This window comes from Amycolatopsis sp. NPDC031561 (assembly GCF_055580625.1).
Genome location: NZ_JBVILA010000009.1, coordinates 212,295 through 224,272, shown reverse-complemented (window position 1 = coordinate 224,272; position 11,978 = coordinate 212,295). Strand labels below are relative to the sequence as shown.

At 69.2% G+C, this 11,978-nt stretch carries 9 protein-coding genes; 1 reads left to right on the top strand and 8 read right to left on the bottom strand.

All coding sequences use genetic code 11. The features are described from left to right. Positions 1-321: 321 nt before the first annotated feature. Both dapD and ACZ5IK_RS20815 read right to left on the bottom strand, forming a co-directional pair. Complete coding sequence (dapD, locus tag ACZ5IK_RS20820) at positions 322-1,308, bottom strand: 2,3,4,5-tetrahydropyridine-2,6-dicarboxylate N-succinyltransferase (protein WP_465489142.1); 987 nt, start codon at positions 1,306-1,308, stop codon at positions 322-324. A gap of 28 nt (positions 1,309-1,336) precedes the next feature. Then, positions 1,337-1,726: a hypothetical protein gene (locus tag ACZ5IK_RS20815; RefSeq protein ID WP_465489141.1), complete on the bottom strand. Its 390-nt coding sequence runs from the start codon at positions 1,724-1,726 to the stop codon at positions 1,337-1,339. 49 nt (positions 1,727-1,775) lie between these two features. Here ACZ5IK_RS20815 and dapE point away from each other — a divergent pair, with 49 nt between their 5' ends. Beyond that, positions 1,776-2,849, top strand: a complete 1,074-nt coding sequence (dapE, locus tag ACZ5IK_RS20810; protein ID WP_465489140.1) for a succinyl-diaminopimelate desuccinylase — start codon at positions 1,776-1,778, stop codon at positions 2,847-2,849. Here dapE and ACZ5IK_RS20805 read toward each other — a convergent pair. From ACZ5IK_RS20805 to ACZ5IK_RS20780, 6 genes are all read right to left on the bottom strand, one after another. Continuing rightward, positions 2,842-3,732, bottom strand: coding sequence for an aminoglycoside phosphotransferase family protein (locus tag ACZ5IK_RS20805; protein ID WP_465489139.1), 891 nt, complete (start codon positions 3,730-3,732; stop codon positions 2,842-2,844). The two genes, dapE and ACZ5IK_RS20805, sit on opposite strands and share 8 nt — an antisense overlap. After that, a complete protein-coding gene (locus tag ACZ5IK_RS20800; RefSeq protein ID WP_465489138.1) occupies positions 3,729-4,982 on the bottom strand; it encodes a helix-turn-helix domain-containing protein in 1,254 nt (417 codons plus the stop codon). Before ACZ5IK_RS20800 ends, ACZ5IK_RS20805 begins: the two co-directional genes overlap by 4 nt. 159 nt (positions 4,983-5,141) lie before the next feature. Continuing rightward, complete coding sequence (locus tag ACZ5IK_RS20795) at positions 5,142-6,197, bottom strand: chitinase (RefSeq protein WP_465489137.1); 1,056 nt, start codon at positions 6,195-6,197, stop codon at positions 5,142-5,144. 203 nt (positions 6,198-6,400) lie between these two features. Then, a complete protein-coding gene (locus tag ACZ5IK_RS20790; protein WP_465489136.1) occupies positions 6,401-7,999 on the bottom strand; it encodes a M20/M25/M40 family metallo-hydrolase in 1,599 nt (532 codons plus the stop codon). 86 nt (positions 8,000-8,085) lie between these two features. Beyond that, a complete protein-coding gene (locus ACZ5IK_RS20785; RefSeq protein WP_465489135.1) occupies positions 8,086-10,350 on the bottom strand; it encodes a M4 family metallopeptidase in 2,265 nt (754 codons plus the stop codon). 278 nt (positions 10,351-10,628) lie between these two features. Continuing rightward, positions 10,629-11,951 carry a helix-turn-helix domain-containing protein gene (locus ACZ5IK_RS20780; RefSeq protein ID WP_465489134.1) on the bottom strand — a complete coding sequence of 441 codons (1,323 nt, stop codon included), beginning with the start codon at positions 11,949-11,951 and terminating at the stop codon, positions 10,629-10,631. Positions 11,952-11,978 lie beyond the last annotated feature (27 nt).

Genomic DNA, 11,978 nt, shown 5'->3' with positions numbered 1-11,978 from the left:
CCCACCCCCCCCTCCCCTTTCCTTTTTTCTCTCCCTCCCCCCCCCCCCCCCCCCCCCCCCCCCCCCCCCCCCCCCCCCCCCCCCCCCCCCCCCCCACACCCGGGAGACCCAAGCGGTAGCAAAGGTCCCTTGCTACCGCGCGCGAAGCGGCCCCAGGTCACCTCAGGTGACTGTGTGGGTTTCGGGACATCTGGCGTCCCAAAATCCACACGGTCAGTCAGCGTCGCTACGCGGGGTGAGGGGTGTGTGGAAATAGGGACACTCAACGTCTCTATTTCCACACACCCTCCTGTCGTCCGCCCGGTCATGCCTCGCGGCAGGTCAGTTGGCGTGCAGGGCCGCGTTCAGCTCGATGCCGACGCCGGTGCGCGCGACGACCTCGACGGCGCCGGTCCCGGAATTCCGCCGGAAAACCGCGCCCGAGATGCCGGACAGCTCCAGCGCCTTCACGACCTTGCCCTCGAAGCTCACCTTCGTGCCCGCGGTGACGTAGAGGCCCGCCTCGACGACCGAGTCGTCGCCGAGCGAGATGCCGACGCCGCCGTTCGCGCCGATCAGGCAGCGCTCGCCGATCGAGATGGTCTCCTTGCCACCGCCGGACAGCGTGCCCATGATCGACGCGCCACCGCCGACGTCGGAGCCGTCACCGACGACGACGCCCGCCGAGATGCGGCCTTCGACCATCGAGGCGCCGAGCGTGCCGGCGTTGAAGTTGACGAAGCCCTCGTGCATGACCGTGGTGCCGTTGGCCAGGTGCGCGCCGAGACGCGCGCGGTCGGCGTCGCCGATGCGGACACCGGTGGGCACGACGTAGTCCACCATCCGCGGGAACTTGTCCACGCTGTAGACGGTGACGTTGCCGCGCGCCCGCAGCCGCAGCCGGGTCGCCTCGAAACCTTCGACGGGGCACGGCCCGTGGTTGGTCCACACGACGTTCGCCAGAAGGCCGAAGACGCCGTCCAGGCTCGCGCCGTGCGGCCGGACCAGCCGGTGCGACAGCAGGTGAAGGCGCAGGTAGACGTCGTGCGTGTCGCCGGGGGCGTCGGAGAGACGGGCGATGGTCGTGCGGACCGCGACGACCTCGACACCGCGATCGGTGTCCGGGCCGAGCTGGGCGGCGGCGGCCTCGCCGAGGGCCTCGGTGGCCTCTTCGGCGGTCAGCCGGACCGTGCCGGCCTTGCTCTCGGCGCCGCTGGTCAGCTTGGGCAGCGGGAACCAGGTGTCCAGCACCGTGCCGTCGCTCGTGACGGTGGCCAGTCCGACGCCGGTGGCGCCGGTCGTTTCGGGATCAGGGGTCTGCTCGCTCACGCCCTGAACGGTAACCCAGTGACCTGCGTCAACCGCCGACGAGGCTCTGCACCGCGGTCAGCGCCGCCGACATGTCGGTGAGCGCCTGAGTGCACGGCCCGCCGGGCGCCGCCTGGTCCTGGCAGTTCGTGGTGCGGAAGACGGAGATCGGCCGGTCGAGCGCCTCGGCGTTCGGCACCAGGTCCGGCCTGCGCTTGCGGACGTTGCCCGCCGCGCCGGAGAGTTCGGTGACGTACTTCTGGCAGCCCTTGGGCGATTCGGTCCCCGGCGCCAGATAACACCGGTCCGTGGTCAGCGCCTTGAGCTTGATCGGCAGCACGTCCGGCCCGGTGCTGCGGGTGGGCTTCACGGCGACCGGGACCTCGTTCGCCCCGCAGCCGCTGACCACCAGGAGAAGGGCGACCAAGATCGTTCTCATGCGCACACCTTTCACGGTAGCCCTGCGGCTTCGCCGGTACGGTGCTGGCATGCCTTCGCTGGATTTGCACGCCGACCCCGTCGACCTCACCGCCGCGCTGGTGGACATCTTCAGCGTCTCGGAAGAGGAGAAGGTCATCGCGGACGCCGTGCAGTCCGCGCTGGAAACGCAGGCCCTGCATCTCGAGGTGATCCGCAACGGTGACGCGGTCCTCGCCCGCACGAACCTCGGCCGCCCTTCGCGGGTGCTGCTGGCCGGGCATCTCGACACCGTGCCGGTCAACGAGAACATGCCCGTGCGCCGCGAGGGGACCGGTGACGACGAGATCCTGCACGGTCTGGGCACCGTCGACATGAAGAGCGGCGACGCCGTCTTCCTGCACCTCGCCGCCGCCCTGCGCGAGCCGAAGCACGACATCACCTTCGTGTTCTACGACTGCGAAGAGATCGAAGCGACGAAGAACGGTCTCGGCCGGATCGAGCGCGAGCTGCCCGAGTGGCTGCACGCCGATCTCGCGATCCTCGGCGAGCCGTCGAACGGCGGTATCGAGGGTGGTTGTCAGGGCACGATGCGGATCGAGATCCGCGTCGAAGGCGTGCGGGCGCACACCGCGCGCGGCTGGATGGGCGTCAACGCGATCCACGGCCTCGCCGAACCGCTGCGCAGGCTGGCCGAGTACACGCCGCGAGTGGTCGACATCGACGGCCTGACCTACCGCGAAGGCCTGCAGGCCACGAAGATCGGCGGCGGTGTCGCGGGCAACGTCGTACCGGACGAGGCCGTGCTCACGGTCAACCACCGGTTCGCTCCCGACCGCAGCGCCGACGCCGCGGAGGCGCACCTTCGCGAGGTCTTCGAGGGCTACGACGTCAAGATTGTCGACTTGTCGCCAGGCGCGTTGCCCGGGCTGAGCGCGCCCGCGGCGGCCGAGCTGGTGGCCGCGGCAGGCGGCAAAGCGGTCGCGAAGCTGGGCTGGACCGACGTCGCGCGCTTCGCGGCTCTCGGGATTCCGGCGGTGAACTTCGGTCCCGGCGACCCGACGCTCGCGCACACACGGCAGGAGAACGTGCGGGCGGGCGAGATCCGGCAGGTCGCCGCGGTGCTGCGCGAGTTCCTCAGCTAGCCAGGCCGAGCAGTTCGTCGATCGCCCGTTCCGGACCGCCGTAGGTGAGGAACGAGATGGCGAACATGGGCGCGACCACCCGGCTCCAGGCGTAGAGCCTGTCTCCGTCGAGTCCGCACGCGTCCGCCACCACGTGACACCGGGCCTCGACACCCTCGTGCTCGGCGCCGGACACGACGTAGTCCACGGCGTCGAAGCACGGATCGCCCACGCAAGCCTTCGGATCGATCGCGATCAGGCCGCGCGACGTGCCGCCGTCCAGGGCGTTGCCGAGGTGCAGATCACCGTGGAGCAGGACGACGCCTGCCTGGGTGTCCAGCAGCGCCGCACAGCGGTCGATCGCTCGTTGCCAGGTGCCCTGGCCGATGCGGGCGCCGATGGCCGGTTCGGCCAGCCTCTTGCCGATCCGGGCGAAGGACTCCTCGAACCGGCCGCGCAGACTCGACGGCCAGCCCGCGGGCGGGGCCACGGCGTGCAGCGAGGTGAGCAGATCACCCCAGAGACGTGGCAAGGTCTCCGCCGGCAGGTCCTCGGCCGGGGTGCCCGGCTGGATCTCCTCCAGCACCATCGCGCCGGCGTCCGCGTCGGCGGCCAGCACGGTGGGAACCCGGCCCGAGGGCGCGAACACGCGCAGCATCTCGACCTGTTTGGCCAGCAGCGCCCCGTCCGGGCTGAGTTTGAGCACCGCCGGGGTCCCGTCGGCCCAGCGGCAGCGCAGGACGACGGACGACGCTCCGCTTTCGAACAACTCGCCGAGCTCGAAGCCCCATCGCGAGGCCAGTCGCGCGGCGAGCGCCGGAACCTCGGCGAGCCATCCTTCGGCGTCCGGGCCGAATCGGCTCGCCAACCGGGCGCCGACGTCTTCCAGGTCCACTTCGGTCATTTCGGAACGTCCTCCTCGGCGCCGAGCAGGAGGAGTCCCCGCCGCAACAGATCCGCGGCCTCTTCGGAGCGCCCCTGGTCGCGAAGCAGTTCTCCCGCCTTGTCGATTGAAGCAGCCAGGACGCCGCGAGCGTCCCGGAGGGCGGCGACGTCGATGGCGTGCGCGAAGCCCGCTTCGGCTGATTCGAGGTCTCCGCGCGCCAGGGCCAGCGAGCCCTGCTGGAACGTGAGTGACGCGGAGTGCGGTGAGTCCGCCGGGATGGCTTCGGCCGCTTCGGCGAGCAGCGCGGCGGCGTCGTCGAGACGACCGAGATCGCGGCAGACGTCGGCGAGTTCCAAGGTGACGGCGTGGTCGGGCGCGGCCGTTCGGGACGCGCGAAGGTCCGCGAGGGCGCCTTCGGGATCGTCGGCACGCCGGGCCAGCGCCCGCGCGAACAGGCACCGGGCCAGCACCGGCCGCAGGGCGCGCTCGTGGAGCAGGTCGTGCAAGACCGACACGGCGGCGACGGCGTCGGCCACCCGTCCGTCGGCGAGATAGGTCTCGGCGAGCCGGTGCTGGTTCGCAGTGAGTTCGGCCAGGATCTCCCCGTCGCCGCGAGCCAGTCGCAGTGCCTCGCCCGCGTGGTGCGCGGCCTGGGCGGTCTCGCCGAGGCGGAGCCTGCCGTCGGCGAGGTACGCGTGCAGGGTTAGCAGGAGCACCGGATGCGGGTGACGGTCGAGGCTCGCGTCGAGCGCTGTCCGGAGCAGATGCATCGCGTGGTGGGGTTCGCCGCGGCCGATCAAGACGTTCGCCCGCAGCGCGGCGGCCACTTCGCGGTACGGCGGGATGTCGTCGCCCAGGGCTGCTTCGGCGGCGGCCACCAGCCGCGACCGGGCGTCGCCGTCGGTGAACCGCGCGAGCCACAGCCAGGCGAGTCCGGCCTGACGATCGCGCCCGATCTTCTCCGCCCGCCGCGCGAGCCGTCGCATCCTGGGAGCCGACCCGTTCCCCGCGAGGAACTCCGCCGCGGCGGCCGCGATGTCCAGGTCGAGCCGGACGTCGTCGCGCGGCGAGGTCACGCCGAGCAGTTCGCCGGTGTCCACCCCGAGCCGCGCGGCGAAGTGGCGCAAGGCGTCGCCGGACGGTGTCCGCGCACCCGTTTCGACGGACGAGACGTACGCGGCGGTGTAGTGCGGTTCGGCGAGTTCGCGCTGGGTGAGGCCGCGTTCGGCGCGCAGCCGCCGCAGTCGTCCGCCGACCTCCTCGCCCATGACCGAGAACGATACGGCCGAACGCGCCGAAAGACCGCGCGCGCGGCCCGCCGACCGACCGCAAGTAGTCCTCTAGTTGCGGTAGTTGCGTGTGCAAGGACCGCAACTAGAGGACTACTTGCGCCGGGACTACTTGCGCCGGGGCGCCGCACGAGATGCTCAGCGGCCCTGCAACGACCTCACGTTGTTCCCGAAGGTCCAGTTCCGCGAGCCGTCCCAGTTGATCGACCAGGTCATCAGGCCCTTCAGCGCCGGAATGCTGCGGTACGCCTGGGAAACCAGGCTCGGCGACATGTAGCCGCCACCGGCACCGGCCTGCGCGGGCAGACCCGGGGCCTGCTTGTCGTAAGGAACGCGGATCGTCTGGCCCTGGATCACCAGGCCCTTGTCGAGGCAGTTGGTCTGCGCGACGAAGCCCTGAACCGTCCCGGCCTGGTACGAATCGCCGGAGCAGCCGTACATGCTTCCGTTGTAGTACTGCATGTTCAGCCACCACAGCTTGCCGTTGTCCGCGTACTTCTTGATGATCGGCAGGTACGCGCCCCAGATCGAGCCGTAGACGACGCTGCCGCCGGTGACGTAGGCGGTCTCGGGTGCCATGGTGAGCCCGAAGTTCGGCGGCATCGCGGCGAGCACGCCGTCGATGATGCGGATGAGGTTCTTCTGCGACGCGGAAAGCGTGCTGATGTTCCCGTTGCCCACGAGGCCCGTCTCGATGTCGATGTCGATCCCGTCGAAGTTGTACTTCTTCAGGATCGGCACGATGGTCGCGACGAATTTGTCCGCCACCGTCGTCGAGTTCAGGTCGATGCCCGCGGTGGCACCGCCGATGGACATCAGGATCGTCGCGCCCGCGTCCTTCGCGGCACACATTTCGGACGGGGTCGCGACCTTCACAGTCGCGTCCATCCCATCCTCCCATTTGGCCGTTCCGTCGGACAGGATGACCGGAAAGGCAGCGTTGATCACGTTGTACCCATTGGCCTTGATCCGCGCGTCGGTGATCGGGATCCAGCCCATCGGCGGATGGACGCCGTTCGAGGCGCCGTCCCAGTTTTCCCAATAGCCCTGCAGGACCTTGCCCGCGGGCTTCGACTTGACCGCGCAGACTTCGGCGTCCACCGAGGCCTGCGCCGGGGTCAGGACGACGAGTGTGGTGACGGCGAGTACCGCCGCGCCGGTGATTGCGAGCAGTCGTGAGACGCGACCGAACATACCCAGCTCCCATCTCGAAAGCGGTTGTGAACGAACAGGAAGCGGCCGTTCGGCTCAACATAGGTCGCCGTGCATGAGTGGCGCTACCGACGATCGGGTGGTCTAGACCAGATATCGAAGAGTTGTCCGAAATTCTCTTCCACGCACGAAGGCCATCTCACGAGGCCGGGTGTCCTCGTGAGATGGCCTTCTCATTCAGATGGTCAGACGGTGATCGACCAGCTGTCGAGCGTGCCGGTGTCCTGCGCGTAGGCGTCGTAGAGCACGAGCGTCCAAGTGCCGGAAGCGACTTCGTTGGTCACCGGGACCGAGTAGGTCTTGGTGCCCAGGTCGGTGCAGGGCAGGGATCCGGTGGCCTTGACCGAGTACGTGCTGCCGTCGGGGGCCTTCAGGCTGATGCGAAGGTCCTCGGAGCAGGTGTGGGTACCGGTGACGGTCACCTTCACCGGGGAGACGGCGTTGCCGGTCGCGGTGGAGGTGATCGGGCTGTTCACCGTGGCGTAGTCGTTCAGCGCGAAGTCGGTGCCATTGCTGAACGTGCGCACGCTGACGTTGCCGACGGTGAGCGTGTACTGGGCCGTGCGGTCCACCGCGGTTCCGTCACCGAGCACCGTGATCGTGCTGGTGCCGTTGGGAGTGCTCGCCGACGTCGCGATGGTGAGCGTCGAGGAAGCGCCGGACTGCACCGAAGCCGGGTTGAACGTCGCGGTCGCCCCGGCGGGGAGGCCGCTGGCGCTCAGCGAAACCGCTTGCGCCGCACCGGAAGTCGTCGCGGTGTTGACCGTGACGGTCGCCGACTGTCCCGGTTGGACGGTGCCGGAAGACGGGGAGAGGGCCAGCGAGAAGTCGGGACCCGTCGAGGTGCCGACGGCGAGCTTCCAGACCGCGTAGCCGATCGCGTCGCTGTTCTTCTCCAGCGGGGTGTCCGGGATGTTGGAAAGCGTGTCGCAAGCGCGGTGGTAGCAGCTGTCGAACGGCGCACCCGCGGTGCCGCCCCACTTCGTGCGCTGCGCGGCGCTCTTCGTGTATCCGGCGCCGGTCGCGAGACCGCCGACCGGGATGCCCGCGCTCTTGAACGACGCGTGGTCGGATCGGCCGTCGCCCTCCGTGTCGCCCTCGGTCTGGATGCCGATCGAGCTGAAGTACTCGTCGAACACCGACTTGACCGAAGCGACGTCGTCGTAGACGAAGTAGCCCCAGTTGTCGGAGCCGATCATGTCGAAGTTCAAGTAGGTCTTGATCTTCGTGCGCTCGGCGGCGGGCAGGTTGGCGACGTAGTGCTTGGAACCCTTCAGGCCGGACTCCTCGTCGGCCCACCAGCCGAAGCGGACCCGCTTGGCCATCGTCGGGTTCTCGCGGGCCAGGGTCAGCGCGACTTCGAGGATCGAGGCCGAGCCCGAACCGTTGTCGTTGATGCCGGGGCCGGCGGCGACGCTGTCGAGGTGCGAACCGAGCATGAGGACCTGGTTGGCGTCACCCTGCGGCCATTCCGCGATGATGTTCTGGCTCTGGCCCGCGCAACTCGTGCAGGTCTGCAGTGTGACGTTGTAGCCCGCGTCGCGCAGCTTCTGCGCCACATAGGACACCGACGCCGTGTAACCCGACCGTCCCGAGGCGCGGTTGCCGCCGTTCTGGTTGGCGATCGTCTGCAGCGAACTCAGGTGCGCCTTGACGTTGGCGAGGGAGATGTCCGGTGCGGCGTTGAGGTTCGCGGCCGTGACGGCCTGTGCGGGTGTCACGACGACACCCAGTACGGCGGCCATACCGACGACGGCCGCTCCTATTCGCTTTCCCCACTTCATGCCGGGGTTTTCCTTCCTGGAGGGGTTTGCGTGAAGGACTCCTTCCCCCGACTGAGCCGGGAGAAGGAGTCCTTCACGCGAGAGAGCTAGAGAGTGATCGACCAGCTGGAGAGCGTGCCGGTGTCCTGCGCGTAGGCGTCGTAGACCACGAGGGTCCAGGTGCCTGCCGCGACTTCGTTGGTCACCGGGACCGAGTAGTTCCGGGTACCGAGGTCGGTGCAGGGCAGCGAACCGGTGGCCTTGACCGAGTACGTGCTGCCGTCGGGGGCCTTCAGGCTGATGCGAAGGTCCTCGGAGCAGGTGTGGGTACCGGTGACGGTCACCTTCACCGGCGACACGGCGTTGCCGGTCGCACTCGAGGTGATCGGGCTGTTCACCGTGGCGTAGTCGTTCAGCGGGTAGTCGGTTTCGTTGCTGAACGTGCGGATGTTGGTGCCGGTGCCGACGGTCAGCTTGTACTGCACGGTGTGCGCGCCGCTGGTCCCGGTGCCGGTCACCGTGATGGTGCTGGTGCCCTCAGGGGTGCTCGCCGACGTCGCGATGGTGAGCGTGGAGGAGGCACCGGACTGGACCGAAGCCGGGTTGAACGTCGCGGTCGCCCCGGCGGGGAGGCCGGAGGCGGTGAGCGCCACGGTCTGCGCCGCACCGCTGACGGTCCCGGTGTTCACCGTGGCGGTGGCCGACTCGCCGGGCTTGACGGTGCCGGCAGCCGGGGTGATGCCGACCGAGAAGTCGGGACCGGACGGCGTGCACGAGGTCGGCTCACCGGTGGCCGCGGTGACACTGATCGCGTCCCATGCCGCCTTGGTGGTGTTGAACTCGGTGCAGGAAGCCGGGTACAGCGCGAGCGCCGCTTCCAGGGTCGCCTTGCGGGCGGCCTTGTGGTTCCAGCCGGAGGTCTTCTTCAGCAGGCCGTTGTAGAAGATCTTCGCGGCCTTCTGGATGCCGATGCCGGTGATCGAGGTGTTGTTGCAGGTCGGGCTCGCCGGCTTGCCGACGGGCGCGGTGCCCTCGGCCAGCAGGTAGAACCAGTGGTTCTGCGGACCGGCCGCCGCGTGCACCTCGGTGCTCGGGATCGAGGACGAGTAGCAGTTCGGGTTGCCCGAAACACGGCTCGGCTGGTTCATGTAGCGGATCGGGCCCTGGCCGACCAGGTTCACACCCTCGCCGACGTCGTAGTCCGGGGTGTCCTTGGCGTTGTTGGCGTAGTGCTCGGTGATGGCGCCGAAGATGTCACCGGTGGACTCGTTGAGGCCGCCGTTCTCGTTGCCGCTGCCCGCGCCGCCCGGCGTGGTCTGGAAGATGGCGTGGCCGTACTCGTGCGCGACGACGTCCATCGGGGTGGCCTGGCGCTGGTTGTCCTGCGAGTGCCCGAAGGTGGTCGAGGAACCGTCCCAGTACGCGTTGACCTGGTTCAGGCCGACAGAGGCGGGGAAGCCGCCGCCGTTGCCGTTGATGCCGTTGCGGCCCAGCCACTCGCTGAGCATCTTCCACTCGGTCTGGACGCCGAAGAGCGTGTCGACACAAGCGGTTTCGAGGTTGGTGCCGGACCCGTTGCCCCAGTTGTCGTCGGGTCCGCTGTAGATCGCGCCGCTCTGCGGCTTGCAGCTGATGTTGGGGCGCTGCGGGTCGCGCATGGAGTAGGTGCCACCGGAGTTCGTCGTATCGATGGTGACGTTGCCGACGTAGTAGCTGTTCCCGGCGCCCAGCGTGCTGACCTCGCCCGACGTGGCCTTCGGGGCGGTCGCGAAGTTCGACATCTTGACGTCGTCACGCGTCTGGAGGATCGCGCCGGTGGCGCCGTCCACGAAGACGTGCAGGTTGCTCGGCGTCGCCGCCTTGGTGCCCGTGACGACGACCTCGTAGGCGAGCTTGGGAGTGTTCCCCGCCAGCACGACGAGCTTCGGCGCGGCCGCGTTGTCTACTTTGGACAGCTGCCCACGGGCGACCTCGGCCGCCTTCGCCGCGGTGATCTTGGCCTTGGTGTCGACCGAGATCGTCGCGGTCTCCGCGGCGGTGGTGCCGCGGACGCGCCCGGCGCCGTCGGTGACCACCACGGCGTCCCCGCCGACGACCGGCAGGCCACGGTAGGTCCGTTCGTAAGCGGCGTAGAAGAGTCCGCCGCCCCCCGGGGTCAGCCCGACACGGTGGAAGCCTTCGTCGGCACCCTTCCGCAACTGGTCTACACCAGCTGCGGCGGCCTGGTCGGCGGCGCTCGCGGCGACGGCGTCGGGGCTCGCGGGTTGGATGGTCGCGGTGGCCGCGCTTGCCGGGATCACCGGAAGTGCGGCGCTCAGGGCAAGGCCGGCGATGGCCGCCAACCCTGTTCTGAGCCCTTGCTGAACGGTCATGTGGAACCTTCCATGGGCAGGACCGTGCACCCGGACGGCCTTAGGCGCGACGGGGAATTCGACCGAGTCGGGGAGCACGGCGGGGACGGGGAGCGTGTCCATTCGGATAACTGGAGTTATCTCGACGGACACGTCCGAGTAAAGGAGCCGGTCACGGGGGGCGTCAATGGGCCGGATGGCCTAGCGGGGTGGGTGAAGATCAATATGCGAGGAATAAAATCCCTGTGTAGTAAGGCTTTTGCCGCCGGCCGCGATATATGGCGACTTTCGTATGGTTTTCAGTCCGACGGCCCGGAATCGGACATAGCGGCCGCGCGTACGCCACGCTGATAGGCGTCCGCCGCTTTGTCGATTAATCCGCGGGCCCGCAACGTGTCACCCAGATGCAGTGAAGTGGCGATGAGCGCGCCGCGTAATTCCGACTTTTCCTGTGCGGTGGCGGCTTCTTCGAGCAACGCGGTCGCTTCGGGCAGATCTCCGCGGGCGCGGGCGATGAGTCCCAGTAGCCGGAGAACCTCCGCCTTGGCTTCGATGTCGGGGGATCGATCCAGAAGCGGCCGGATCCCCTCGGCGAGTTCGGCGGCTTCGTCGAGTGCGCCTTGACGGCGGCGGACGTCGGCGAGTTCGATGGTCGCACCGAGGACGCCTTCGCGCGAACCGGCCTTGGCCAGAAGGTCGCGGGCGAGCAGGAGTTCGGCGTGCGCGTCGTCGAGTTTGCCCAGTCGTCGCCACAGGAAGCCGCGGGCCCACCGGCTCCGGGCGGCGTCCCGGTCGTACCCGATGGACGTGAACAGCCGCAGTGCCCGTGAAAGGTCCTTTTCGGCGCGGTCGGCGAGGCCGATCGCCTGCCACAACTGCGCGGCCTGCCGGTGGTACCGGGCGGAGATGTCCTTGCGACGGGCGGAAGCCAGCGCGCGGCGTCCTTCTTCGGCGGCCCGCCGCGCGCGGCGGAGCGCGCCCATTTCGATGAGCGGGTGGATCAGCGCGGTCACCAGTGCGAGTTCGGCGTCGGGGTCGACGGGGCCGGCGGCGCGGAGTCCGGCGAGCGCGGTTTCGGTCAGCGCGACCGACGCGCCCAGGTCGCCCGACAGCGCGCGGCAGGCGGCGACGCGGTTGACGATCATCGCGCGCAACCTCGGTGAAGCGGCCTCGGCGAGTTCCATGGCGTGCGCGAACCCTTTGTCCGCCAGCGGGATGTCGTAGCGCTGCCAGTCGACCTCGCCGAGATAGAACCGCGCGTGGCACTGGACGTCGGGCAGCCGGTACGCGGCCGCGCACTGTTCGATCCGCGCGAATTCGCGCTCGGCGGCTTCGAGCCCGCCTTGTTGCAATTCCCGATATGCACTTTCCAGTGCGTCGGTGAGTTCCTCGGCCGCGCCCGGCGGCCTGCCGAAGCGGAGTTCGTCCGCGGTCAGGCCGAGCCGCCGCGCGAGATGGGTCAGCACGTCGTCCGAGGGCGCGCGGGTGCCGGATTCGACCTTGGCGAGGAAGCCGCGGTCGTAGCGGGGCTTGGCGAGCTCACGCTGGGTCAGCCCGCGGGCCTGGCGCAACCGCCGGATCCGCGCGCCGAGTGGTTCGGCCTCGGTCGGCAACGACGGCACCGGGCCAACGGTAGACGATTTCCCGGC